At 39.0% G+C, this 23,408-nt stretch carries 28 protein-coding genes and 4 tRNA genes; 2 read left to right on the plus strand and 30 right to left on the minus strand.

Annotated features, from left to right (window positions below):
- The 15 genes from F936_RS16110 to F936_RS16180 form a co-directional block, all read right to left on the minus strand.
- Window positions 1–603 (minus strand): phage tail protein I, encoded by a 603-nt coding sequence (locus tag F936_RS16110; protein ID WP_005048935.1) that lies wholly within the window; start codon window positions 601–603, stop codon window positions 1–3.
- Window positions 603–1,496, minus strand: coding sequence for a baseplate assembly protein (locus F936_RS16115; protein WP_005048938.1), 894 nt, complete (start codon window positions 1,494–1,496; stop codon window positions 603–605). Before F936_RS16115 ends, F936_RS16110 begins: the two co-directional genes overlap by 1 nt.
- Window positions 1,493–1,837, minus strand: a complete 345-nt coding sequence (locus tag F936_RS16120) for a GPW/gp25 family protein (RefSeq protein ID WP_005048940.1) — start codon at window positions 1,835–1,837, stop codon at window positions 1,493–1,495. Before F936_RS16120 ends, F936_RS16115 begins: the two co-directional genes overlap by 4 nt.
- Window positions 1,834–2,499, minus strand: coding sequence for a phage baseplate assembly protein V (locus F936_RS16125; RefSeq protein ID WP_005048942.1), 666 nt, complete (start codon window positions 2,497–2,499; stop codon window positions 1,834–1,836). Before F936_RS16125 ends, F936_RS16120 begins: the two co-directional genes overlap by 4 nt.
- Window positions 2,500–2,571: 72 nt before the next feature.
- Complete coding sequence (locus F936_RS16130; protein WP_005048943.1) at window positions 2,572–3,024, minus strand: phage virion morphogenesis protein; 453 nt, start codon at window positions 3,022–3,024, stop codon at window positions 2,572–2,574.
- Entirely contained in the window at window positions 3,025–3,525 is a 501-nt protein-coding gene (locus F936_RS16135; protein ID WP_005048945.1) for a phage tail protein, read from the minus strand.
- Window positions 3,522–4,376: an N-acetylmuramidase domain-containing protein gene (locus F936_RS16140; protein WP_005048947.1), complete on the minus strand. Its 855-nt coding sequence runs from the start codon at window positions 4,374–4,376 to the stop codon at window positions 3,522–3,524. Before F936_RS16140 ends, F936_RS16135 begins: the two co-directional genes overlap by 4 nt.
- Entirely contained in the window at window positions 4,373–4,645 is a 273-nt protein-coding gene (locus F936_RS16145) for a phage holin family protein (RefSeq protein WP_004842378.1), read from the minus strand. The genes F936_RS16140 and F936_RS16145 overlap by 4 nt, the downstream gene beginning before the upstream one ends.
- On the minus strand, window positions 4,642–4,998 hold the full coding sequence (locus F936_RS16150) for a putative holin (protein ID WP_005048951.1): 357 nt from the start codon (window positions 4,996–4,998) through the stop codon (window positions 4,642–4,644). The genes F936_RS16145 and F936_RS16150 overlap by 4 nt, the downstream gene beginning before the upstream one ends.
- 2 nt (window positions 4,999–5,000) lie before the next feature.
- The gene (locus F936_RS16155) at window positions 5,001–5,213 is read right to left on the minus strand and encodes a tail protein X (protein ID WP_005048954.1); all 213 of its coding nucleotides are present in this window, start codon (window positions 5,211–5,213) and stop codon (window positions 5,001–5,003) included.
- A 3-nt stretch (window positions 5,214–5,216) separates the two neighbouring features.
- Window positions 5,217–5,450: a hypothetical protein gene (locus F936_RS16160; RefSeq protein WP_005048957.1), complete on the minus strand. Its 234-nt coding sequence runs from the start codon at window positions 5,448–5,450 to the stop codon at window positions 5,217–5,219.
- Window positions 5,447–5,896 (minus strand): head completion/stabilization protein, encoded by a 450-nt coding sequence (locus F936_RS16165; protein ID WP_005048960.1) that lies wholly within the window; start codon window positions 5,894–5,896, stop codon window positions 5,447–5,449. The genes F936_RS16160 and F936_RS16165 overlap by 4 nt, the downstream gene beginning before the upstream one ends.
- 101 nt (window positions 5,897–5,997) lie before the next feature.
- A complete protein-coding gene (gpM, locus tag F936_RS16170; protein WP_005048963.1) occupies window positions 5,998–6,888 on the minus strand; it encodes a phage terminase small subunit in 891 nt (296 codons plus the stop codon).
- A 6-nt stretch (window positions 6,889–6,894) separates the two neighbouring features.
- A complete protein-coding gene (locus F936_RS16175; RefSeq protein ID WP_005048966.1) occupies window positions 6,895–7,905 on the minus strand; it encodes a phage major capsid protein, P2 family in 1,011 nt (336 codons plus the stop codon).
- 48 nt (window positions 7,906–7,953) lie between these two features.
- Window positions 7,954–8,784 (minus strand): GPO family capsid scaffolding protein, encoded by an 831-nt coding sequence (locus F936_RS16180; RefSeq protein WP_005048969.1) that lies wholly within the window; start codon window positions 8,782–8,784, stop codon window positions 7,954–7,956.
- 177 nt (window positions 8,785–8,961) lie between these two features.
- Here F936_RS16180 and F936_RS16185 point away from each other — a divergent pair, with 177 nt between their 5' ends.
- Both F936_RS16185 and F936_RS16190 read left to right on the plus strand, forming a co-directional pair.
- Entirely contained in the window at window positions 8,962–10,740 is a 1,779-nt protein-coding gene (locus F936_RS16185) for a terminase large subunit domain-containing protein (protein ID WP_005048972.1), read from the plus strand.
- Window positions 10,740–11,801: a phage portal protein gene (locus F936_RS16190; RefSeq protein WP_005048974.1), complete on the plus strand. Its 1,062-nt coding sequence runs from the start codon at window positions 10,740–10,742 to the stop codon at window positions 11,799–11,801. The genes F936_RS16185 and F936_RS16190 overlap by 1 nt, the downstream gene beginning before the upstream one ends.
- Window positions 11,802–12,059: 258 nt before the next feature.
- Here F936_RS16190 and F936_RS16195 read toward each other — a convergent pair whose 3' ends face one another.
- The 15 genes from F936_RS16195 to rpe form a co-directional block, all read right to left on the minus strand.
- Window positions 12,060–12,572: a hypothetical protein gene (locus F936_RS16195; RefSeq protein WP_005048977.1), complete on the minus strand. Its 513-nt coding sequence runs from the start codon at window positions 12,570–12,572 to the stop codon at window positions 12,060–12,062.
- Between the two features lie 610 nt (window positions 12,573–13,182).
- Window positions 13,183–13,259, minus strand: a tRNA-Pro gene (locus tag F936_RS16200).
- 4 nt (window positions 13,260–13,263) lie between these two features.
- Window positions 13,264–13,339: transfer RNA gene (locus F936_RS16205), tRNA-His, on the minus strand.
- Window positions 13,340–13,371: 32 nt separating this feature from the next.
- Window positions 13,372–13,448: transfer RNA gene (locus tag F936_RS16210), tRNA-Arg, on the minus strand.
- 56 nt (window positions 13,449–13,504) lie between these two features.
- Window positions 13,505–13,581, minus strand: a tRNA-Pro gene (locus F936_RS16215).
- A gap of 142 nt (window positions 13,582–13,723) precedes the next feature.
- The gene (gene nadA, locus F936_RS16220) at window positions 13,724–14,788 is read right to left on the minus strand and encodes a quinolinate synthase NadA (RefSeq protein ID WP_003655894.1); all 1,065 of its coding nucleotides are present in this window, start codon (window positions 14,786–14,788) and stop codon (window positions 13,724–13,726) included.
- A 145-nt stretch (window positions 14,789–14,933) separates the two neighbouring features.
- The gene (gene argJ, locus F936_RS16225) at window positions 14,934–16,154 is read right to left on the minus strand and encodes a bifunctional glutamate N-acetyltransferase/amino-acid acetyltransferase ArgJ (RefSeq protein ID WP_005048980.1); all 1,221 of its coding nucleotides are present in this window, start codon (window positions 16,152–16,154) and stop codon (window positions 14,934–14,936) included.
- A gap of 133 nt (window positions 16,155–16,287) precedes the next feature.
- Entirely contained in the window at window positions 16,288–16,767 is a 480-nt protein-coding gene (locus F936_RS16230; protein ID WP_005048982.1) for a methylated-DNA--[protein]-cysteine S-methyltransferase, read from the minus strand.
- Window positions 16,768–16,778: 11 nt separating this feature from the next.
- Window positions 16,779–17,099 (minus strand): DMT family transporter, encoded by a 321-nt coding sequence (locus F936_RS16235; RefSeq protein ID WP_003655889.1) that lies wholly within the window; start codon window positions 17,097–17,099, stop codon window positions 16,779–16,781.
- Between the two features lie 149 nt (window positions 17,100–17,248).
- On the minus strand, window positions 17,249–18,244 hold the full coding sequence (locus F936_RS16240; RefSeq protein WP_005048984.1) for a cation efflux transmembrane domain-containing protein: 996 nt from the start codon (window positions 18,242–18,244) through the stop codon (window positions 17,249–17,251).
- 28 nt (window positions 18,245–18,272) lie between these two features.
- Entirely contained in the window at window positions 18,273–19,028 is a 756-nt protein-coding gene (locus F936_RS16245) for a copper resistance protein B (protein ID WP_005048985.1), read from the minus strand.
- Entirely contained in the window at window positions 19,015–20,952 is a 1,938-nt protein-coding gene (locus F936_RS16250; protein WP_005048986.1) for a copper resistance system multicopper oxidase, read from the minus strand. The genes F936_RS16245 and F936_RS16250 overlap by 14 nt, the downstream gene beginning before the upstream one ends.
- A gap of 40 nt (window positions 20,953–20,992) precedes the next feature.
- Window positions 20,993–21,388, minus strand: a complete 396-nt coding sequence (locus tag F936_RS16255) for a hypothetical protein (protein WP_005048987.1) — start codon at window positions 21,386–21,388, stop codon at window positions 20,993–20,995.
- Window positions 21,389–21,491: 103 nt separating this feature from the next.
- Window positions 21,492–22,313 (minus strand): Cof-type HAD-IIB family hydrolase, encoded by an 822-nt coding sequence (locus F936_RS16260; RefSeq protein WP_005048988.1) that lies wholly within the window; start codon window positions 22,311–22,313, stop codon window positions 21,492–21,494.
- Between the two features lie 356 nt (window positions 22,314–22,669).
- Complete coding sequence (gene rpe / locus F936_RS16265) at window positions 22,670–23,356, minus strand: ribulose-phosphate 3-epimerase (protein ID WP_003655878.1); 687 nt, start codon at window positions 23,354–23,356, stop codon at window positions 22,670–22,672.
- Window positions 23,357–23,408: the final 52 nt, after the last annotated feature.

The following is a 23,408-nucleotide window of genomic DNA, read 5'->3' on the forward strand; positions in this document are numbered from 1 at the left end:
TTAGAACACCTTTATACCATTTAATTTCTGTGTACCATCAAGTCTCCAAGTTCCATCAAGAGTTAGAGAGCCTGGATAATTTGAATATTCATATTCACTGCCGATGAGAGTGAATAAAGCAATTTCAGCTTGAAGTTCACTAGTGACAATGAGAGTTGAGTCAATTAGATGCGAACGTAAGTTCTTATTATTTCGGATGATTGCAAAAAGCTTTTTGAAGTGCTCGGGAGATACTTCCGCACTACTTGTTTCAATAAATATTTTGAATGTGTAGGGTTCACCAGGCGGTTGCATGTTGAACCATTCCTGCACACGGACAGTAAAGCCCAAAGCACCCAAAGCGGCTTCTAAACCACCAATGGTTCCTTTATGACAATGCACGTTATATGAAGCTTTAATCACTGCCCGTTTTTTTTCTTCAGACCATGAGATATCCCAATCATCAACTGATTTTTCCCAAGCAAGCCAAGGTAGAACCACTTCAGGCGCTTCTAAAGGATCATTAAATGTTCGGGCAGGCGTTGGTACATTAGAGATACGTGAGAACGCATCTTCAAAGGCATGTTCAAAAACCGTAGAGTTTGGAGGTAATAACTTAGACATTATTCCCCCTTGATTCTGACTGCTATTTCGTTGCAGTAAGCAGCTTGACCAGATACGGGTTCAATTTTTGCAATTGGTGAAATCAGATCAACATCAATGACACCCTTTCGTTGAAGGGCACTTGCTATACCCGTAATAGAAACTTTGGTATTCAGTTTATGGACAGAATTAACATATTCCTGAAGCTTTAAAACAGCGTCTTGAAGAACTATATTTTTATCAGGACCATCTTGAATTTCTAAGACAGCTTCAACCTGATAATGAATAATGCTTGCTGAGTAAACCTGAACATAATCTGTAAGAGGCCTAATAAATTTTTTATTTAATGCCTTATCAACACTATTAATAATTTCTTCTGAAGCAGCTCCATCACCCTCATTAGAAAGGACATACATGGCTGCAATACCTCTATCAGGTGATACAGGTTCAATATCTTTGACTCTTACATCAGCATTCATTCCATGAAACAAATAGGATCCTTCAGATCCGGCAGTTGTATAACCTTCAGGGGCTAGTTGGACTCTTTTACGTAACAAACTATCACTTTCATAAATAGCTTCTGATGTTTCTGTTGCTTCAGAAATTAAGCGTCGTTCTAAATTCTTTTCAGCTGCTTTATGATCTAAGTCTGTTCCTGAAGCGTAGGCTAATAACACCGCTTTAGCTGAATCATTAGCACGTTGACGAACTAACATTTCCCGAAAAGCAAACACTTCTGCCAGTTTATATGCTGGATCTGATTCTCTGAGTTTGGTGTACTCAACTCCAGTTGAATCCATGCGATCGTAATAATCTTGAAGACCTGCAGCAAGAATCGTTTCAAAATCAATTTGCTCAACAATGGCTGGTTCAGGAAGTTGTGAAAGATCAATAGCTGTTGATGAAGTTGTCATGCTGCAGATCCCATTTGAAGTGGAATATTTAAGTTAAGAGACTGGCCAGTAAGGGTATGAACGGCTTCTAAATCGAGTTGCATACCACCAGCAAACACAGCACTGACATTTAAACTCTCGATACTGATCCGCTCTTCCCAACGCGATACTGGCGTATAGATTGCGCTGTAAAGTTTCACTTTAAGAACATCACTCATGGGTTGATCAATTAAATCGGCAACGATAGATCCATACTCTCGTCGCATTACTCTGCTACCAAGTGGAGTGGTAACGATGTCTTCAATCGATTGCTTAATGCTTTCTATTTCTGTGATTGGTACACCTGATCGTCTAGACATCATGGCACTGGTACTCCTGAAGTATCACCACCAGATTGAATACCGGAAGTTTTATGGAGCTTGAGACTGATTTCACCTGCTTTCACATCACCCTCTGTACTAAAGTCTCCACTTGAGTGACTTGATCCTTGTACTAATTGGCTTCCTCCAACGGTGTTATTCCCTGTCATGGCTGTACTGCCATTGGTTTGGACGTTACCGTTTGTTGTTGAGTCGCCATTGGTGATGAGATTTCCATTAATGGTTGTATTCCCATTAACAGTTAAACCACCAGGTGCAGTTAGGATGGCGGTTGCATTGGCTGGCAAGATTGCTTGTAAAGAATGATTATTGGTGTCGTAGCTAATGACAGCACCATCTTCAAATACCCGTAACTTAATATTCTGATCTTGTGATGGCGTAGGAAAGTCTTCGTTATTCAAACCAACAACAACAATGCCAAGCTCGATGACTCCACAAGGACTAAGTACAATGCATTCTTCGTCTTTACTTGGTAGATCATGAGTGGAGTCTTTCCCAGCTCTCAAATTTAATAGACGTAATTCTTTAGTTACGATGTCACCTAAATTGACTGTAACTGTATGAAAAGGACTAGACGGGGTTACGGTCTTGATACGACCTAAACGGATCGTATTTTCAAGACGACGGATGGTTTCTGCGTTCATGCTGCAATCGTTATGCAGCTAAAGGTTTAATGCATTTGGTTTGGTTTGTATGTCAGTTATATACAAGTGGTTTTATTTTGAATCGAAGAGTTTTAAAACATCGTTTTCTATGATTTCAACTTCAGCATCAGTAAATCCAAGTAAGATTCGTTGAGCATATCTGACCTTAAATGTCCGACCGTTATATTTCAAATTATCGACCAAGCCGTCCTGGTGAATTCTGGCAAGCCTTGATACTCGTTGATCAAAACCAATAGTCACACCATCAGGGATTTTTTCTATTTTCATGAATTTTGCTGTTTTTAATTTCATGAACATCTTTCTTTTAATTTGGCCCTTTTTATTTCTTAAATTTTTTCTAGGGATATAAGAACTTCCATCAGGGTTTTGTTGACGTGTAATTCTCTGGCTTTGGCTTGCACGAACTTTTCGAGCAATCATCATTGCAAATTTTCGACGTTCAGCATCACTTAATGTTGTTAATAGCGCATTAAGATGCTCGGAAAGAAATTCAAGCTCAGCCATTTATAAAAAATACTCTTGCTGTGGATCTCTTGAGGTCCAAGATGCAAGCTCATTACCATCTTTATCAAACAAGGTAACTTGTTTTGATTCTTCAGCTTTATGATATTGCGGCTCGTCAGGATAATCGACACTAAGACCTTCACTAGTTTGTTTAACGATAACACGCTCAGTTAATGGCATTTGGATTGCCAAATCTACTTTATCGTTTGCCAAAATTTCAGCTTCAAACTTAATGCCAGATTTAACTTTATCTAGATTGGCCATTAGTTCAGATTGGTTGACTCGAACCCAGTCGAGCACAGGAATACTAACTGCAGCAAGATCGCCAGCATAATCTGTCAGAATCATGGTCAGTGTATAGACATATTCAAATGATAAACCATTTGCCATCGTACTCCGCACCGCACCCTCATCAACAAAAATAAGAATGCGATCTGGGTCACGACATAGTTCAGGGATAGCAGCTAGTAAGTGTGCTCTTAAACTTTGTGGTTTTTTCATGCTGCTTTGATCCCACCATAAATAGGTTCTAAATGATCGTATTCTTTTTGGAATTTGGCCTGATACCCAAGTTTTTTATAATTTGGACCATTATAAAGTGTGAAAACAATCTCCCAATTTTCTGCTCGCAGCGCATCGATCAAAGTGACTTTTTTCTTATCAAAAGTACCTGTTTTCCATTCAATGAATCGGATAAAAGCTTCTAGTTGATAAGACTCACTAGCAAACTGTTGTTCAACAAATTCTTGTACAGATGCATAGCCTAACTGTTTCCAGTTTTCACCCATTACTTGAAATTGTCCCCAACTCGTCGACATCAAAGCACAATCAACATCAATTTGTTTTGCCTGTTCCAAACGAACATATTCAGCTTCATTACCCTGATATCCACCTGCTTTACGGTTAACAATATTAGGACGTTCATCAGCCATTTTGTCAGCGAAAGCAGTTCCTTTTTTCAGCCTTAAATATGCATACATACGGTGACGTTCAAACAGGATTTTAGGTTTACTATTACTAAGAAAACCGACTCCCCTGCCTTCAACTGCACCAAAAACACGAATGGTAAGCTCCGAAACTTTCAAACGCTCAGCTGCTTTTTTATAGTCACTATCTTTAAGAAATTTAGATGTATCTTGGTCAAATAGAGCTGCTCTTGTTTTGTCCCCTATTTTGCCATCTGCTACTAAGTTTTTTTGCTTTTGGAATGTCATTACAGCAAATTCAGTAGATGCACCAAAATCGCCATCGATGGACAGTTCTTTTCCTTTAACGCCTTTAAAACCAAGCTTTTTCAACTGCTTCTGCAATGTAATGACATCATTACCTTTTGATCCGAACTTTAAAATCATGTTGTACTCCAGATAAGTTTTGCGACATTACCTTTCGCACGGCAAATAAGGACGGCCAGAAGTACTGCAAAAATTGCATCCCATAAAGTGACTGGATCTTTAAAAAACAGGATGTGAATTGACTGACCAATAAAAGCTGCAATAAGTATCGTGGCTAAAATAGAAAAGCCATGACGGTGACGAAGCCCTTCAGCATCAAAACAAATGATTCGTAGGCCACAGATCAGGTATGCAATAAGAGCAATCAGTTGAAACATAATTTCGATCATGACTTACCTCCTCCACGAAATTTATTCCAGATGTCAGTTAGGCTGGATTGATCCACCCAAACCATAATTTTTAAAATAATTGGTAATGAAAAAATAGAAGCAATCATCCCTGCTGTAGCATCATTAGTAATGAACGTTCGGGTAGTCACTTCCGGTGCTAACAAATATCCAAAACCCACAGCAATAATCATTGTTGAAAGTCGTTGTAGAGGTTTTAAATCTTTTTTCGTTGTTGCAAAAAGAGCTGCTCCGAAAACTGCTCCAAGTAATGCATTACCATTTACGAATGGGAGCAATGAAGCTGCGCTAATTGATACTGCTGTTACAGCTGCTGTTGTAGTTGGTTCTGGCATTATTAATCCCACAGTTGGACAGTTTGTTTAATTTGTTGTGGTGTATCGATATCAGGAAGAATCACTGAAGTGCCAATCGGTAGAAAAACACCGATATCAGCTAGATTGGGATTTGCTTCAAGCACTTTTTCAACCACGCCTGAACTGCGTCCGTAATATCGCCAGCATATTGAATCGACGGTATCGTTCTGAATTGCTGTAATGGTTTTACTCATGGCCTAATCCTTACAGTCCAAGTTTTCAATAATTGAAACTTCGCACTCATAAGTTGTTGGATTAATGCCCCCAGAGTTAGGGATAATTCTGGATTCAGTTTTTAAACTATTTTTGGTTAAGTCTAGACCTAACTCTGCTGCTATTTTTTCAAGAGCCAAACGCTCTAAAGATTTTTGGTCAAATCGATAGCTATGAGTACGTTGATGCTTTTCTACAGATGAAATTTTCATTTTCATATCAACTCCACAACACTATGGTTTTCACCTTTAAGCTGTTGAATTGCCCATTGCTTATTTCGTCGATAATCTTCAACTGAACATTCAGTTACTTCCGATTTTTTAACGCCAGAGTTAGTACTGTCATAATTTCGATAGTTTTCATTTACTTTTGCAGCCACCCCATTAGAGACCGCTGACAGGTAAAGAACCTCAGTATCTGGTTTACCGTCAATCTGATTAACAGCTAAATCCACCAGTTTTTCGGCTTTCATCACAAGGCTTGCAAGCAGCCGATTTACATCAATGATTTCTTCGCGGATAACTTGTCTTAAACGAAAATCAGTGACGGATCCGTCGATACGAACAACACTTCGTATTTCATCAAGAGAAATATCAGGAAAGAATGTGCCACTGGAAATAATGATATTGCTTGGTGTAACGGCACCATTTGCGACAAATCCCATGTAGATCTCCTTCATAGTGCACTGGGAGGGGCAATGGCTCGTTGAAGATTTACTGTGATGTGAAGATCACGACCATTGCACTCCAGTGCGGTGCGGGGCACTTATTCAGATGTCGGTACCAAACTGCCGTGGTTATCTACCACTGGCGTTCCATTTTGATTTAACAAAACGTTGGCGACTTCTGGTTGTTCTGCTTCATTAACCACTGGGTTTTCGTTTAATAAAACATTAGTGGCTTCTGGCTGTGTAGATTGTTCAGATAATTGAGATTCATCTTTATTAAAGATTGCATTCAATTTACTGGCTAGTTTCGTCATCTTGTTTAGATCAGTACGGCCGCCACATTTGTCATCGAGCTTACATGCCTGGTCTAAGAAATCACGAGCACGGGTCGCATGCACTAAATCAACTAACTCTTCACCAGTGACAAAACGCATTTCAGTTTTACCCAAGGCTAAGTAAAGCTTGGCTTTAACTTCATCAGGCATATCACGCTTGGACTGAACCAATGATTCATCTGTAATTAGCTGCTCTAAACGCTCTAATACAGTGATATCTACCGTAACATCGGTTTTAAGAGTTTTTAAAAATTCATCAGCAATATCTTCAGTAATAAAGCATGCTTCAGAACGCTCAAAACGATCTGGTAGCTTCAAGCCATGTTCAAGAACATATTCAGCAATATTGAGTGCAAATTCATATTCACCGATATCAATTGCCCAAACTAAAATCTCAGTGATAACTGCATCTTGAACACCAGGCTTCACTTCTAAAATGCCTTCAATATATGGCTTATAATTTGGAAGTAACTGGCGTTTCAGTTCGATTTTATTTTGTTTTGACTGAATATTTTTGAGACGATTCTTATCACTGTTGAGCTGCAAAAGTTGCTGCTCATAGGCGTTTGTATTTAGCATGGTACCGAACTCCGCAGCTGTTTCAGCTGCGGATTTGGCCTGATGCTGTTGGAAATGCTTTCGAGCCAAGTTCATATTGAATTACTCCGGCTGAATTTCGATGTTTTCAGCCATACAAGCAAGACCAAGATCTTCGATGTAATAATCTTCATTTGAAGACTCATAGTTTTCGATCTGGTCACGTTTTGGATTGTCGATGACTGTACGACGACGGGCACCTTCCTGAACATAAATCGATAAGTTATCGAAAGTAGTTACAAAGATGATTCCTTCAGGGAAAAACGGTACTGAGTAAACAGGCAATCCACCCATACGTTTTTGGCTAATGATGATGTCCGCAGCCAATTTTTCAGAGTTGTCTTGGTCTTTGTTTACAAGTGGGAAGTACTTATCCGAAACAGTTTTTCGGTTACACATTACGACTAAATCTGGATTTCCTTGATGAACATCATCAATCATTTCATCAACAATATTCATTACAAGTGCATCTAGGTTTTTATAGTCACCTGTTTTACCAATTGTAATTTTGTTTAGTACAGCACCTGATTTCATCACACGCGATTGGTTTTCTTCGCGCATCTTTTGCAACCAGCCTTTATTAACATCTTGCAATAAAGGATTTGCAGTAATGTCTGTATTGGACGCAATGCTGGTACCATTAAAACCAATCATGATTCGGTCAAGTGCTTGACGTTTTACGATAGCACCGCGGAATCGGCTATAAAAATCTTTGAATTTTGCCCATTGATCAAGTTTTGCATATTTAATTGCTGTGTCGAAATCCGTTTTACGACAAAAGTAAAAACGCTCATCCATACTCGTTGGATCAGTTGCTTGACGTTCAGTAGCATCTGTATTTGTACGTGAAGCAATAGGACGAGAAATACCAAGACCAACTGCTGAACCTGATTGTTCAGGAACAAGAAAAATATTAACTTTTTTCAGAAATTCAGAAGATTCTTGGATTTTATCTTCAAGTTTTTGTTGAACCGTTGGAGTCACATTAAATTTTTGTGAAACCTTTTCTACACCATTGAGTTTTGCTAACTCAATCATGACTTTATTGTACTTAGTACGTGTATCTGTACGCATGTTTTTTTACTCTAAATATGAATTAATTGGGTGCTTAAACCGACTGAATTAGCAGTCGACTTCGCCGACTTCTTCAGTAAATTTGCTGTTGTTTGACTGTGGACGTTGTTGTCCTTGAGGCTCTTGATCCAGCTTGTTTTTTAGTTCATTAAAATCAGACTGCAGCTGCTCGTATTTATTCTTGAACTCAGAAAATTCAGCACCTTGATTAGCTGTTTGCTGGGCAATTTCTAGGATGGCCTGTTCGTTTTGACTGAAGTTTTCTTGAGTCTGCTGTTGTTGCTGTTCTTGATTTTTAAATAAGTTTTTAACTTTATTCACCAAGTCACTAGCAAATGACTCTTTAACTTCTTCGAATTCGAGCTTTGTTTCTTGTGCTGCACTGAATAAATTTTCAGGACGTAATTTCTTCGCTTTGAGTGGATTTTCAGTTGCCCCAGCAGCAAATGAGAGCATTTCTGTCCCAAGTGATGCAGGACTATCAGTAACCGCAAGACCTACTAAATAGGCTTGGCCAGTTTTTGCAAAATTTTCATCGACTTCGATAGACGTATAAATTTTTTGATTTTTTTGATTTAAAGCAATCAAATTTTCATTTGGCTGGATCTGAACATACAAAGCATCTTTTTCTTCGCCATTAATTGTAACTTTCTCTGTTTTTACTGCGAGTACATCACCATAAGCACAAAAAATGCTTTCAGGTGAAAGCCCTTTAATGTGTTCTAAATTAATACGCGCACCATACGTATTCAGACTATAAGTTTGCGCCATTTGGATGATCCATTCAGGTTGAATTTCACGACCATCTGTAGTGTCACCAGCCACGGCAACTCGAAACCATTTCGATTTAAATTTTTTCGGCTGTGTTTTATCAGTCATTCTGCTGTACCTGTTGCAAGGTTTTTTGGGCAATTTCAATAGGTGCAGAATGGGCAATATTAGTTATGTGTAGCAATTGAGCATGCTTGTATATAACTGACATACAAATTGCCATGACTGATAAAAGAGAACTTGCCTGCCATCGTTTGCGGATGAAATCAAATCAATCCGCAAGATATGAACGAACTCTCACAACTAGCTAATCTTGAGCTGATACTCGACAACAAATTAAAAGCCAAGTTTCTCTTTTGGCTTGGCTGGAAAATTGTCGATATAGCTGAAGCGCTAGACGAAAATGAACGTACAGTTCAGGCTTGGAAAACCAGAGAAGAGTGGGACAAGACACGATCTGATAGTCGTGTTGAAGAAGCATTAACAGTTCGTTTAATGACACTTACGCTGAAGAATAAGAAGTCGAGTGGTGACTATAAAGAGCTAGGCGAATTATTTAAAAATTATAAAGAATTTGCCCGGATTGAACGTTATAAAGAAGGTGGTAATGAAGCGGATCTTAATCCCAATATTGCCAAGCGTAATGCAGCGCCCAAGAAGAAAAAAGAAAATAATCAGTTTACTGAAGAACAAGTTGAACAACTTATTTCAGCTTTTGAAGATAGCTTATTTGACTATCAACGCGATTGGTATAAAGCAGGCAATCAACGTACTCGAGTAATTTTAAAAAGTCGTCAAATTGGCGCTACTTGGTACTTTGCTCGGGAAGCGTTGGTCGATGCAGTCAAAACTGGCCGTAATCAAATTTTCTTATCTGCTTCAAAAGCTCAGGCCCATATTTTCAAAGAATATATTAAAGGTTTTGCTTATGAGGCATGCGGAGTTGAATTGGTCGGAGATCCAATCGTACTCCCAGATAATAATCAGGCTTCATTGTCATTTTTAGGTACAAACTACAGAACGGCCCAAGGTCACCACGGTAACTTTTATTTCGATGAGTTCTTCTGGACATTTGGCTTCAATGAATTAAACAAAGTCGCGTCAGCAATGGCTTTGCATAAAAAATGGCGTAAAACCTATTTTTCAACGCCTTCGACGATGGCACATGAAGCATATACATTCTGGACTGGAACACGTAATAACCGTGGTCGACCGAAAGACCAAAGACTTGATATCGATGTATCACATGATTCACTGAAAAATGGTCGTTTATGTGAAGACCGGATGTGGCGTCAAATCGTTACGATATTAGACGCTGAAAATGGCGGGTGTGATTTATTCGATATTGAAGAATTGCGATTCGAATATTCACCTGAAGAATTTGCAAACCTTTTGATGTGCCAATTTATTGATGATGGTGCATCTATTTTTCCATTAGCGATGCTCCAACCTTGCATGGTTGACTCATGGGAGGTTTGGGGCGATGACTACAAACCATTTCATAGTCGACCTTATGGAAATAACCCAGTCTGGATTGGGTATGACCCAGCAGAAAGCGGTGATAGTGCTGGCTTAGTAGTTGTTGCTCCCTCCCCTGTTCCTGGTGGAAAGTTTCGAGTACTTGAAAGAATCCAATTCAGAGGAATGGATTTTAAAAATCAAGCTGAGATGATTCGCCAAACAACCCTACGCTATTACGTGACTTATATCGGCATCGATATAACAGGTATGGGAACTGGTGTATCTCAATTAGTTAAACAATTTTTCCCAAATGTCACCGAGTTCAGCTATTCACCAGAAGTCAAAACAAAGCTTGTGCTTAAAACAATGGATGTAATCAGAAATGGGCGTTTGGAGTATGACGCAGGCTGGACTGACCTTTCTCAATCCTTAATGAGCATTAAAAAAACTCTTACAGCAAGTCAGCGCCAAATGACATTTACAGCTGGACGCTCTGAAGAAATCGGACATGCGGATCTAGCTTGGTCTCTCATGCATGCACTTTATAACGAACCACTTGAAGGCCAAACACAAATGAATCAATCTTTCATGGAGATCTATTAATGAATCCCCTATCGACAGCAAAAAGTTTAGTCAGTTTTGCCAAAAGCCAACTACCAGTTTTTCAGAGCAAATCAACTAATAAACAAGAATCAATGGCCTTTACTTTTGGTGATGCAGTTCCAGTACTTAATGGAAATGAATTATCAGATTACATGGAATCTTGGTTTAATGGCCGATGGTATGAACCACAGGTTAGTATGAATGGCTTAGCCAAATCATATAAATCGACACCATATTTAAATAGCGGAATTATTTTTAAACGTAATTTTCTGGCTAACCTTTTTATTCCACATGCAAAGTTGAATCGAAAAGCATTTGAACAAGTCGCATTGGATTATGTTTGGTGTGGTAATACCTACTTAGAAGAAATCAAATCACGACTCGGAAGTGTCATTCAATATAAACCAGCTTTAGCAAAATACATGCGTCGTGGTGAATATTCTGATCAGTTCTTTTTACTTTGTGATGACCATAAAGGCTATCAAGAATTTGAGTTTTATAATCGGGTTTGTCATATTCGAGAAACTGATATTGATCAGGAAATTTATGGAGCACCTGAATACATATCTGCTTTACAAAGCGCATGGCTCAATGAATCGGCGACATTATTCCGTCGTAAGTACTACAACAATGGATCTCATGCTGGGTTCATCTTATATGTGAATGATGCAGCACAGGATCCGAATGATATTACAGCCTTACGTCAGGCACTAAAGGATAGTAAAGGACCAGGCAACTTCCGTAATTTATTTTATTATGCACCTGGTGGAAAAAAGGATGGTATCCAGATCTTGCCTGTTTCCGAAATTGCGGCAAAAGATGACTTCACAAATATTAAATCTATCACCCGTGATGATACTTTGGCAGCACTTCGCATACCTCCACAACTCATGGGTATCGTTCCAAATAATACGGGTGGTTTTGGATCAATTAAGGATGCAGCAGAAGTCTTTTACCAAAATGAAATCCTTCCACTTCAGTCACGCATGCAACAGCTCAATGAGTGGGCTGGTGACGAGGTCATTAGATTTAAGGAGTATGATTTAAAAAACGTCACATAATCGTTTAGAAACAAGAAAGCCAGCTAATGCTGGCTTTTTTTATGGGATTTTGGCAACCCCACACAAATGAGAATAATTATCATCTAAATCACAGGCCACTGGCTTCCGCGCAGTCACCCGCGCGCCTGCGGTTCATCTAAATGAAGCTATTTTACTGCAACCCGTTTCACTGCAACGAGAAACGAAGGAACCGTTGATACTTAGGCTATTGAACCTTATAAACTTAACTTATTAATACTGCATTTCACTGCAACATTACTAAAACCGAGATTCGGGTTCATAAATCCCTTTTCTGATCTTGTAAGTACTTTTTCTTTCTTCGATTTCACTCTTAGTTAAATTTTCCAACTTAAATTGTTCAATAGCTGCGAATGGAATATTTAAACAATAATCAAAATCAGACTTTGTCGGAGGTGATGCCTCCCAAAGCTTACAATCATATATTGAGGGTAAATTCTTCATGATGGTCAGATAGTCTGAAGACCTTCTGAAATCTTCATCGAAAATCTTATTTTTGCATTCTTCGAGATCATCAAATTCAAAAAAATCAAAGCGGTAATCATAGTAATGACTTGGGACAATGACTACCTTACAACCCATTATTTCGTCAATTTTATATTTTGACTCAAATAATACTTTCCAATTCGGATTTTTCTTAAATTCATCATAAAGATCTCTATAAACGTTATTACCTATAAAAATTAGATCAGGAAATGAATCAAACCTTAATACATATTCATCATAAGATTTTCGAACCGATTGAAAGGACATAGCAGTTATCTGTGATCAATTGACTAATTTTATTCTAGAACATTACTAACTTCATTATCAAAAATTCTTCGGAACAATATTTAAATCTATATTTAGACCTAAGCACATAAATATAGCTTTAAATAGGAAGTCGAATTCATTTGAAGTAATAATGTAATAACAGAAGTTAAGCTATTAATATTTAATAATAAATTAGATTACATAAAAGTGTAATTTCTTGTAATAAGTTAAGTAATATTTTATAAGTTATTGATTTTATTGAACAGGATCTAGATTGAAAAACACTTATTTGTACAGAAATAAATTACATGCTTATTACGTTAATATTACATTTTAAAAATAGTTTAATGTATTGAATATAAATGATTTATTTGGAAATATTACTTTATTACTTCAAAATCTTCATAACCCAATTATTTTTCATTGGTGCTTAATATAAGGGGTTTTGCATGATTTTCATACTCAAATCATTTTTTTGCTGGGAATGATTTGGGAATGCTTCAGTAAGATATATGTACACATGAACACATGGTGTCCTATGGGTAATATGTACTATGAGATTTAATTGAGAGGGTTTTTAATATCTGATTTTCTTTTAAAATCAAGAATATGGTCGGAGCAGTAGGATTCGAACCTACGACCCCCTGGTCCCAAACCAGGTGCACTACCAGGCTGTGCTATGCTCCGAAATTGGGGTGAATGACGGGATTCGAACCCGCGACAACTGGAATCACAATCCAGGGCTCTACCAACTGAGCTACATCCACCATCAAATAGTTCTATGTACCAAGCTACCGAGTGGCGCGCCTGACAGGATTCGAACCTGTGACCATCCGCTTAGAAGGCGGATGCTCTATCCAACTGAGCTACAGGCGCTTAACCGATGATGCTTATCATGCGATACTTCGCCGATCTTAAAATATTATTTTAAGTGGTCGGAGCAGTAGGATTCGAACCTACGACCCCCTGGTCCCAAACCAGGTGCACTACCAGGCTGTGCTATGCTCCGATCTATCTCAGCTTTTGCTGTATCGCACATCGTGCGGTACGGTGTGCATTCTAGGCGCGACGCCCTCAGACGTCAACACCTATTGTCAAAAAAAGTTAAAAATCCTTATCAAATGTATATTTAACAAGCATTTTGAGGATTTTTAACGCTTTAACGATGCACTAAAGGCTAACATTCGATCTAAAGGCATTTTGGCACGTTCAGCGAGTGCTGGATCTACGTGTATTTCCTGATCGCCCTTTTGTAAAACTTCTAAAATTCCATCGAGTTCATTCATAGCCATCCACGGACAGTGAGCACATGAACGACAAGTTGCACCCTCACCTGCTGTTGGCGCCTCAACTAAAATCTTATTGGGTACAGCTTGCTGCATTTTGTAGAAAATACCACGGTCAGTTGCCACAATAAGTCTTTCGTTTGGCAAAGTCTGCGCAGCTTTAATCAATTGAGAAGTACTACCTACCGCATCTGCAATGTCTACAACCGATTCTGGCGACTCAGGATGTACCAATACCGCAGCGTCTGGGTACAATGCTTTCATGTTGGCAATGCCACGTGCACGGAATTCTTCATGCACAATACATGCACCGTCCCAAAGCAACATATCAGCACCGGTTTTCTTTTGGATATAGCGACCTAAGTGCTGATCTGGTGCCCAAATAATTTTTTCGCCCAAGCTATCAAGATGTTCAACAATTTCGACCGCACAGCTTGAAGTCACCACCCAATCTGCTCGTGCTTTAACAGCAGCAGATGTGTTGGCATAAACAACCACGGTGTAGTCAGGGTGCTGATCACAAAAGGCCGTGAACTCATCAACTGGACAACCTAAATCGAGTGAACACGTCGCTTCGAGTGTCGGCATTAAAATTGTTTTTTCAGGAGACAGAATTTTTGCTGTTTCTCCCATAAATTTAACACCTGCCACAACCAGTGTAGAGGCAGCATGATCTCGTCCGAAACGGGCCATTTCTAAAGAGTCAGAAACGCACCCACCTGTTTTTTCGGCAAGTTCCTGTACTTCAGGGTCGCAATAGTAATGAGCAACAAGGACAGCATCACGTTTTTTGAGCTCTGCTTCGATCTGAGCAAACTTTTGTTGTTTTGCTTCTTCACTTAAGCGGTTGTCTTTTGGCTCACCTAAACGGTCTAAATGCGCTTGTACAATGTTTTTTGCATCGTTGGCAATTAAAGTCGCATCACTCATAAAACGTCTTCTCTATCCTTCATGCTGGCATACCTGCTCGCATATAACGTTACTGCTTAAATGATTTAAGAACTTGAATCATTTAATATCAAAAGATGGGGCTAATAAAAAAGCCTCTTTGTCGAGGCTTGATTATAACTGATATTTAAGAACGGTAATCAGCATTAATTTTGACATAGTCGTAAGATAAGTCACAGGTATATACCGTGTCTTTGGCCTGACCGCGTCCTAAATCAACTCGAATGGTAATTTCTGTTTGTGCCATAACACGCGCACCCGCCTCTTCGGTATAGTCCTCGGCAGCTCCACCATCCTTACAGATTTGTACATCATCTAGCCATACCTGAATTTTAGATACGTCTAAGTCTTTCACTCCAGCATAGCCAATTGCTGCCAAAATACGGCCCCAGTTCGGGTCAGATGCAAAAAGTGCAGTTTTGACGAGTGGTGAATGAGCAATACTATAAGCAATATCACAACATTCTTGAGTGTTAGCACCGCCTTCTACAGCAACAGTAATAAACTTCGTTGCACCTTCGCCATCACGTACAATTAACTGTGCTAAACGATTCATAACACGAGCCAGTACTTCTAACACTTGAGCATATCGTGCATCGTTAATTGAAGTAATTTCAGCTCCACCTGCCTGACCTGTTGCCACAAAAATACAAGAGTCATTGGTTGAGGTATCGCCATCAATCGTAATACGGTTAAATGAATGCTCAACCGTTGTCTTTAATAAGCTTCGTACTAAATCACGGCTAATAGGTGCATCTGTAGCTACAAAGCTCAGCATGGTTGCCATGTTTGGACGAATCATGCCAGCGCCTTTACTAATACCTGTCATAGTATAAGTAATGCCATCTAGCTCAAATTGTTCAGATGAGCCTTTAGGCACTGTATCTGTGGTCATAATGCCAGATGCCGCATCATACCAAGCAGCCTCTTGCAAAGTGTTTAATGCAGGTCGAAGTCCAGCGAGTAAACGTTCCATTGGAAGCTGTTCGCCAATCACACCTGTAGAAAACGGTAAAATTTCTGAGCTGTTTACCCCAGCAATCTCAGCTAATTTTGCGCAAGTATCTTGAGCATTTTTCAAGCCTGTAGGTCCAGTACCTGCATTGGCATTACCCGTATTAATCACTAAATAGCGAGGATTACCTTGGGTAAGATGGGCTTTAGAGACATGAACAGGTGCAGCACAAAATGCATTTTGGGTAAATACACCTGCAACATTTGAACCTTCTGCAAACTCAAAAATGACTAAATCTCGTCGGTTTGGGTAACGTACATATGCTTCTGTTGAGCCAATTTTTACACCTTTTACCACATGCATTTGTGGCATTGTTACGTCACCGACAGCCATTTTTAGAACATCCAGAGTTTGTTATGAATAAGATTAATATTTCAAAAAAGCGATGCAATGAAGCACACTCTTTATGAAATATCATTGTTAACAGCTTAGTAGAAAAGTCTAAAAAAATCGAGCGCAAAACGGCTCATTGTTGCTCTAGCTTTAATAAAATATCTTTCTTATCAAGACCACCAGCAAAACCAACTAATGCCCCACCCGCACCAATTACTCGGTGACAAGGCGCAATAATCGAAATCGGGTTTTTCCCATTTGCAGCGCCCACTGCTCGTACAGCTTTTTCATTACCAATTTGAAGTGCAATCTCTTTATAACTTCTTGTTTCCCCATAAGGGATGGTGAGTAACGCAGCCCACACCTGTTTTTGAAATGCGGTTCCTTCGAAATCTAGTGACAAAGAAAACTCACAGCGCTTGCCTTCAAAATATTCTTCTAATTGCTGCTGAGTTTTTAATAAAACTGGATGTTCAAGTTGTTCGACCAGCTCAGCCAGCCGAACACGTTTCGGATTTTCATTGTCCCAGAGTACTGCCACCAAAGCATTTTCATTCGCAACCAGCTTTAATTGCCCAACAGGCGAATCAATATACTTATAAGACAGAAACATAATTTATTCTCTTAGGACGGCGATGAAATTTTCATTAAAACCAAACCTGACACAATCAGTACAGCGGCAATCATTCGCATAGCTCCAATAGGTTCATTGAGAAAGAATATGCCCACTAAAAATGATCCAATTGCACCAATTCCTGTCCAAACCGTATAGGCAGTGCCAAGAGGTAAAGTTTTCATTGAAATTGAAAGTAGAACTACACTCAAAATCATAAAAACTACGGTAATAATACTAGGGGTTAAGCGTGTAAAACCTTCAGACATTTTCATAGAATATGCCCAAATGATTTCAAATACACCTGCTAAAATTAAAATAGCCCAAGCCATAACATTCACTAATTTTTATATTGTCAGGTCGTCCTGACATGATGACCCATTATGGGGGAGGTCGTTCCTCCTTTATGTGAGGACTCAGTTTACTTTAAAATAAAAAATGAAGGCAAACCCTATCTAAAGCTAGCCTGTCTTAGAAAATCTTATTGGTTTTTTAACTGTAAAATTTTTCGGGCACTATTTAAAACAAATAAAACAATAATCAGTCCAATAATTAAATCAGGATAAGGAGAACCTGTCATTGCGACCAATATTCCCGCAACAATAACACCTAAGTTTACAATGACATCATTTGCAGAAAAGATATAACTCGCCTTCATGTGCGCCCCACTCTCTTTATGGTCACTCATTAAATAAAGACAAGTAATATTCGCCGCAAGAGCCAATCCACCAATTAAAATCATTAAAATTGAAACAGGTTCACTGCCATATATAAAGCGGCGCAGGACATCAATTAACACAATTATGGCTAAGCCGAACTGCAACCAACCAGAAAGATGTGCAGCCTTTAATTGAGCATTAAGATTTTTACCTACCACAAATAAGGCAATACCATAGATTGCAGCGTCTGCGAACATATCGAGTGAATCGGCGATTAACCCTGTCGATGATGCAATGATGCCTGCCATAAACTCAATGACAAACATGACCCCATTAATGAGTAACAACCATTGTAAAACTTGCTTTTGTGCTGCATTCATTGAAGAACTGGTTCTAACCTTTTTAGGTTTTTCAACAGGTTCATAATGTGGCTGCGTTTGTTGTAACTCGGCTCCTAATCCTAGACGCTGTAGGCTTTGGGTAATCATTTCAGCTTGAGCACTGTGATAAATCGCCAAATGGCGTGCCGGTAAGTCAAAATTAAGTTCCTGAATATCGTCAGCGTAAGAGGCTAAAGCCATCCGTACCATTTGCTCTTCGGCTGCACAATCCATGTGAGGAATATGATAATAACTCACCCATTGGCTCTTCTTAGCCCCGAGTTCACTTGGCGTAGAATACTCCTGAGAAGGCATGCTTGAGCACCCGCAGCTAGAACTACTTTTACTTAAATGTATTTGATTCTCTTGTTTTTCTAAAGCCATCTGTGCACCATAACTGACACAAAAAACAATGCCATTAGTATAAACCAATGGCATGTCGTTAAGCTTACTTTTTGTTCTGCAATTAGAATTTAAGTGTTAACCCTGCTCCATAATACCAACCATGTTCAGAGTCGGTTCCAGTTTGCCAAGCAGTTTGTTTTAAGCCTTTTTCATAGCCATAACCGAAATCAACAAAAGGCATTACCTTTTTGTTGATTTCATAACGGGTTTGAAAGCCTGCTTGTAAACTCGATAGACCTGTTTTACTGGCATAGCGAGATTCATCTTGCAAAACAACGTCTGCTTTTAAATAAGGTTTACCAATTAACTTTTGGGTAAAGAGTAAGTCTCTTTCAGTTTCTAAGCTTAGCTTCCATAGCTGGTCTTCACCTGCATAAAGATATGCATCGGTTTCAAAAAAGTAAGGCGCCATGCCATGTAAACCAACTACACCAGCCCAGCGATCTTGCTTTTTGTCTTCCCGCTGTAAACGCTCGTAATTTACCCCAGCCTGTACATCCCAATAATCAGCTACATTTCGGCTGTAAAGTAATGAGCCACTGTAATTAGTATCTTCTGACTCGGCCTTTTCAACATGAGCTTTGATAAATAGTTTGTTTTCATCAGTTCCCACCCAACTTTCTAATTCAGAAGAAAAACTACCTTCCCCTTCTTCATTTTGAGTCCAGCCCGTATCAATTGTAGTCGCCTGATAAACCTGACCACCATGTTCGCGTAAATGATCATGTGTTAAAGGTTCTTGAGCAAAAGTAAATACAGATATGCTCGAGAAAGCACCGCAACATATCATTTGAGAAAATAACTTAGTGATGCGCATGACTAGCTCCTTTCTCATTTTCAGATTGAACAGGCGATTGAGCTTGAGGTAGCTGTTGCCCATCATTCACTTGAGCCACAATCAACTTATTCATCATTCCGGCACTCATGTGATAGAGCAAATGACAATGAATCGCCCATTCTCCTAAGGCATCGGCTGTCAATAATGCAGTAACTGTCTTTCCTGGTGGAACAATAACGGTATGTTTATTTGGCAAGTTTTCAGCTTGTTGACCATTTTCCAATTGCATGAACATGCCATGTAAATGCATTGGGTGAGCCATCATGCTGTCATTCACGAACTTCAAGCGAATACGTTCGCCATATTTAACTTGCAATGGCTCAGCTTCGCTAAATTTCTTGCCATTAATGGTCCAGATATAACGCTCCATGTTTCCGCCTAAACGAATAACTAATTCGCGTTCTGGTGCACGGGTGTCTGGTTGAGGTGTTAAAGATTGCAAATCACTATACTGCAATGCTTTCATACCGACTGGTGTTGAAGCATTTGCCCAGCCATACACCGGCTCATCTTTTTTAACTGTAGTTTTAGGTTGAGCAGGCATCTCATGATTCATATTCATCATAGCGTGATCATGCTCACTAGATGGCTTTGCCTGCATATCGTGTTTCATTTCAGGCATAGCTGACATGTCGTGCTTCATTTGCATCATGGAATGATCATTTTTGTAAGATGACATGTCTTTCATGCCATGGTCCATGTTCATCATTGCATGATCATGATTGGCATGGCTTGTCTCTTTTTTCATTTCAGGCATGGTCGACATGTCATGCTGCATATTCATTTGATGTCCAGCATGTTCATCACTCGCTCCATCACCATGACTCATGCCCATATCATCCATGGTCAATAAAGATCGCGGACGTGGCTGTGGCATTTGAATTGGACCAACCACCTGAGTATTTTCATCATGCAAAGTACCGATAGCAAAGCCACTACGGTCAATTGACTCAGCCTCAATTTGATAATTTGCCTGTTTAGGTTCAACAATCACATCGTAGGTTTCGGCTGTGCCAATACGAAACTCATCAATTGCAACAGGTTTTACTGGCTGCCCATCTGCACTCACGACTGTCATTTTTAAGTTTGGAATTCTGACATCAAAAAATGACATTGCAGAGGCATTAATGAAACGTAGTCGGACTTTATCTCCCGCCTTAAAATCACCTATCCAGTTTTGCTGCGGTGTCTTACCGTTAACTAAGAAGGTATAACCCGTCACATCAGACATATCTGTTTTTAACATCCGCATCTGATTCCACATCGAACGATCTTGCCAAGTTGCTTTTAAGCCTTGTGCTTTAACCTGCTTCCAGACATCAGATGCGGTTTCACGGCGATTTTGATAATACTCAGCAGATTTTTTCAAATTCTTCATAATGCTATCGCTAGAAGAATTATGAAAATCTGAAAGCATCACAACATAATCACGGTCAGTTTTTTCATGGGCTGCAACTGGTGTTCTCCCTTTCGGGTAAATCACGAGTGGGCCATATAAGCCATCTTGTTCTTGGCCTTTACTGTGGGCGTGATACCAGTAAGTGCCGTTTTGTTTCACCTTAAAGCGGTAAACAAAATCTCCGTTTGGAGCAATTCCTTTGAAATTATTAAAACCCGGTACACCATCCATTAAGCCTGGCAATAACAAACCATGCCAGTGCAAAGACGTATCCTGATTCTTTAATTGGTTATGCACATGAATAACAGCGTCATCCCCTTCTTCGAACTCAAGGAGTGGTGCTGTAAATTTTCCATTTACGGTAATTCGTTTTAGCGGTTGGCCAGTAACATTGACCTGTTGTTCATTAATATTAAGGTGATATTCCTTAATTGCCGCGAGGGACCATGGTGAAACCAATAGCCCAAATACAGCGACTAAGCTGCTAATTGTTTTATGAGACATTGCTGTAATCCTTTTTAATTAAAAAATAAGTAAGAAAGGATTAAGCTTTAGGAGGACGTAAAATTTCTTGCCAGTATCCAGCTAAATGCTGAGCCTGATAAATACTGCTAAATTGAGACGATATTGGAATAAATGATGATTCAAGGTCTGGTACAGCTTGTTGCAATGCCAGATTCACGATTTGGCAATGTACAGGGTTACAGTCCTTACAATGCTCACCGTGCGAATGAAGAGACTGTGTCATGGTTTGATGACATACAGTCTGATCATCTGCTTGAACATGTACAGAGTGATCAGTCATTTTTTCACTATGACATGGCATAGTGTGAAGATCATGCTGCATAGGCGTCTGAGCAATAGACACACCACTCCACCCAATGACCAAAGTCATTAGGAACACAAACCAAGCATACTTGCGTAGGTGTTGTAGGGCCATTGTCGTATATTGCCTAGAGCAAACGGATAATCTTAATAGTACTAGCATAACCAAGTTTCTACTGATATACAATTTTCAACTCTAGGCAATTGATCTTCATCAATTAAGAAAATGGAGCTTCATGCTTAAGCATTAAATCGATTACTTGCAATGCACCCTCTTGCTCATTACTCGCAGCCCCATAAGGTGCTACTGCTTTTAAAGCTTCTACTGCATTTTCAACCGCAAACCCATAACCCACTGCTTTAATCATCTGGATATCATTATTATTGTCGCCAATTGCAACGACTTGACTGGGTTCAACCTTCCATTTTTCTAATAAAAGCTTCAAACCATGTGCTTTATGCTGGTCAGGAAGAATAAGATCGATAAAGTCAAAACCACTTGAAACGGGAACTAACAATCGATCTGCAACAAAACTTTGCTGCTGAAGATCTTGAAAAATAGCAAAACTTTCGTTTTTCTGAGCAATAAAAGTAATTTTGCACACTAAATCATTTAATGCATAAAAATCCTCTACAACTATTAGCTTTTCGAAGTATCGAGCGACCTTAGCATAGTCATCGGCTCGCATAGACTTGTGTACATAAGCGCTCTGCTTTCCGCAGATCACCATTTTAGACGTATAGGTTGAATCAATTGCTTTTAATGTCTCAATAAATTGTTGGTGACTTAAATGAGCAAAAGCTATTTCTTGCCCTGCATCTACAACATGTGCACCATTTTCTGCAATAAAAGCAATTTCATGACTAATTTCTGGAAAGTAGGTAACAAGCTTTGCAAGTTGGTTACCACTGGCAACCACAAAATGAATATTATTTTGTTTGAGTTGTTCGTACTGTTTTAAAAAACGTGCTTTGTTGTACTGCTTCTTAGAATTAAGAAAAGTCCCATCCATATCTACCGCTAAGATTTTTATCGTCATTAATTATCTAAATCTCTTACTAAAATCTTATTAAACCAAATTTAGCTTTATTTTTCATGACACTTTTACAGTTTTACATCTATATATTTCTTAAAAGGTGTCCACATAATATTATCGTTTTTTACACTGGTTATTTTTTAGTAAAGCTTAATAAAAAATCAGGTAATAAAATATCCAACTCGCATAAAAAAAGAACGCCAAAACGTTCTTTTTTCATACATTATGCCTAGAGAATAAGCAGTTGATCTAATTTTGTTTATTTTACCAACATCTTATCCATATGGTTATCAACACAGTTATCCATACAGTTATAAACAAAGTTATCCACAAGCCTACCCTTGATTAAGCATACTTTTTTAAGCGTCTACACTACCTACTTTCGCAAGCTCTGCACGCATTTGATCAATTACAACTTTATAATCTGGTTGACCAAAAATGGCTGAACCAGCAACAAACATATCTGCACCAGCTTCTGCAATTTCACGAATATTTGCAGGGCCAACACCACCGTCTACCTCTAAACGAATATCACGACCACTCGCATCAATAATTTTACGAGCTTCACGCAATTTTTCTAAGGTCATTGGAATGAACTTTTGCCCACCAAAGCCAGGGTTCACACTCATGATTAAAATTTGGTCAACTTTATCAAGCACATAATCTAAATAGTGTAATGGCGTTGCAGGGTTAAATACTAAACCGGCTTTTGCACCACCTGATTTAATCAGCTGTAATGAACGGTCAATGTGATGAGAGGCTTCTGGGTGAAACGTAATAATATCAGCACCAGCTTCCAGAAAGTCTCCAATAATGCGGTCAACCGGAGACACCATTAAATGCACATCAACAGGCGCTTTAATTCCATAATTTTTTAAAGCCTTACAAATGCCAGCACCAAAAGTTAAATTTGGAACATAGTGGTTATCCATTACATCAAAATGCACTACATCTGCACCTGCGGCTAACACTTTGTCTACATCTTCGCCTAAACGAGCAAAATCGGCAGATAAAATAGAAGGAGCAATCAAATAAGGCTTGGACATAAGTGGATGACCTGGCTAAGAGTTTAAGGAGAGGCTTAAAATTATAACAAAA

The organism is Acinetobacter calcoaceticus DSM 30006 = CIP 81.8 (genome assembly GCF_000368965.1).
Taxonomy (GTDB): Bacteria; Pseudomonadota; Gammaproteobacteria; order Pseudomonadales; family Moraxellaceae; genus Acinetobacter; species Acinetobacter calcoaceticus.

What these genes read in the sequence shown, in the direction of transcription:
- F936_RS16140 (WP_005048947.1), bottom strand. Translation starts at nt 4,376, where the DNA reads ATGATTTTAAAGTTCGGATCAAAAGGTAATGATGTCATTACATTGCAG.
- F936_RS16115 (WP_005048938.1), bottom strand. Translation starts at nt 1,496, where the DNA reads ATGACAACTTCATCAACAGCTATTGATCTTTCACAACTTCCTGAACCA.
- F936_RS16165 (WP_005048960.1), bottom strand. Translation starts at nt 5,896, where the DNA reads ATGGGATTTGTCGCAAATGGTGCCGTTACACCAAGCAATATCATTATT.
- F936_RS16110 (WP_005048935.1), bottom strand. Translation starts at nt 603, where the DNA reads ATGTCTAAGTTATTACCTCCAAACTCTACGGTTTTTGAACATGCCTTT.
- F936_RS16150 (WP_005048951.1), bottom strand. Translation starts at nt 4,998, where the DNA reads ATGCCAGAACCAACTACAACAGCAGCTGTAACAGCAGTATCAATTAGC.
- F936_RS16135 (WP_005048945.1), bottom strand. Translation starts at nt 3,525, where the DNA reads ATGAAAAAACCACAAAGTTTAAGAGCACACTTACTAGCTGCTATCCCT.
- F936_RS16260 (WP_005048988.1), bottom strand. Translation starts at nt 22,313, where the DNA reads ATGACGATAAAAATCTTAGCGGTAGATATGGATGGGACTTTTCTTAAT.
- F936_RS16125 (WP_005048942.1), bottom strand. Translation starts at nt 2,499, where the DNA reads ATGAACGCAGAAACCATCCGTCGTCTTGAAAATACGATCCGTTTAGGT.
- F936_RS16235 (WP_003655889.1), bottom strand. Translation starts at nt 17,099, where the DNA reads ATGGCTTGGGCTATTTTAATTTTAGCAGGTGTATTTGAAATCATTTGG.
- F936_RS16245 (WP_005048985.1), bottom strand. Translation starts at nt 19,028, where the DNA reads ATGCGCATCACTAAGTTATTTTCTCAAATGATATGTTGCGGTGCTTTC.
- F936_RS16155 (WP_005048954.1), bottom strand. Translation starts at nt 5,213, where the DNA reads ATGAGTAAAACCATTACAGCAATTCAGAACGATACCGTCGATTCAATA.
- nadA (WP_003655894.1), bottom strand. Translation starts at nt 14,788, where the DNA reads ATGAGTGATGCGACTTTAATTGCCAACGATGCAAAAAACATTGTACAA.
- F936_RS16120 (WP_005048940.1), bottom strand. Translation starts at nt 1,837, where the DNA reads ATGATGTCTAGACGATCAGGTGTACCAATCACAGAAATAGAAAGCATT.
- F936_RS16145 (WP_004842378.1), bottom strand. Translation starts at nt 4,645, where the DNA reads ATGATCGAAATTATGTTTCAACTGATTGCTCTTATTGCATACCTGATC.
- F936_RS16195 (WP_005048977.1), bottom strand. Translation starts at nt 12,572, where the DNA reads ATGTCCTTTCAATCGGTTCGAAAATCTTATGATGAATATGTATTAAGG.
- F936_RS16250 (WP_005048986.1), bottom strand. Translation starts at nt 20,952, where the DNA reads ATGTCTCATAAAACAATTAGCAGCTTAGTCGCTGTATTTGGGCTATTG.
- F936_RS16230 (WP_005048982.1), bottom strand. Translation starts at nt 16,767, where the DNA reads ATGTTTCTGTCTTATAAGTATATTGATTCGCCTGTTGGGCAATTAAAG.
- F936_RS16190 (WP_005048974.1), top strand. Translation starts at nt 10,740, where the DNA reads ATGAATCCCCTATCGACAGCAAAAAGTTTAGTCAGTTTTGCCAAAAGC.
- F936_RS16175 (WP_005048966.1), bottom strand. Translation starts at nt 7,905, where the DNA reads ATGCGTACAGATACACGTACTAAGTACAATAAAGTCATGATTGAGTTA.
- F936_RS16130 (WP_005048943.1), bottom strand. Translation starts at nt 3,024, where the DNA reads ATGGCTGAGCTTGAATTTCTTTCCGAGCATCTTAATGCGCTATTAACA.
- F936_RS16255 (WP_005048987.1), bottom strand. Translation starts at nt 21,388, where the DNA reads ATGGCCCTACAACACCTACGCAAGTATGCTTGGTTTGTGTTCCTAATG.
- gpM (WP_005048963.1), bottom strand. Translation starts at nt 6,888, where the DNA reads ATGAACTTGGCTCGAAAGCATTTCCAACAGCATCAGGCCAAATCCGCA.
- F936_RS16160 (WP_005048957.1), bottom strand. Translation starts at nt 5,450, where the DNA reads ATGAAAATGAAAATTTCATCTGTAGAAAAGCATCAACGTACTCATAGC.
- F936_RS16185 (WP_005048972.1), top strand. Translation starts at nt 8,962, where the DNA reads ATGAACGAACTCTCACAACTAGCTAATCTTGAGCTGATACTCGACAAC.
- F936_RS16240 (WP_005048984.1), bottom strand. Translation starts at nt 18,244, where the DNA reads ATGCCATTGGTTTATACTAATGGCATTGTTTTTTGTGTCAGTTATGGT.
- F936_RS16180 (WP_005048969.1), bottom strand. Translation starts at nt 8,784, where the DNA reads ATGACTGATAAAACACAGCCGAAAAAATTTAAATCGAAATGGTTTCGA.
- rpe (WP_003655878.1), bottom strand. Translation starts at nt 23,356, where the DNA reads ATGTCCAAGCCTTATTTGATTGCTCCTTCTATTTTATCTGCCGATTTT.
- argJ (WP_005048980.1), bottom strand. Translation starts at nt 16,154, where the DNA reads ATGGCTGTCGGTGACGTAACAATGCCACAAATGCATGTGGTAAAAGGT.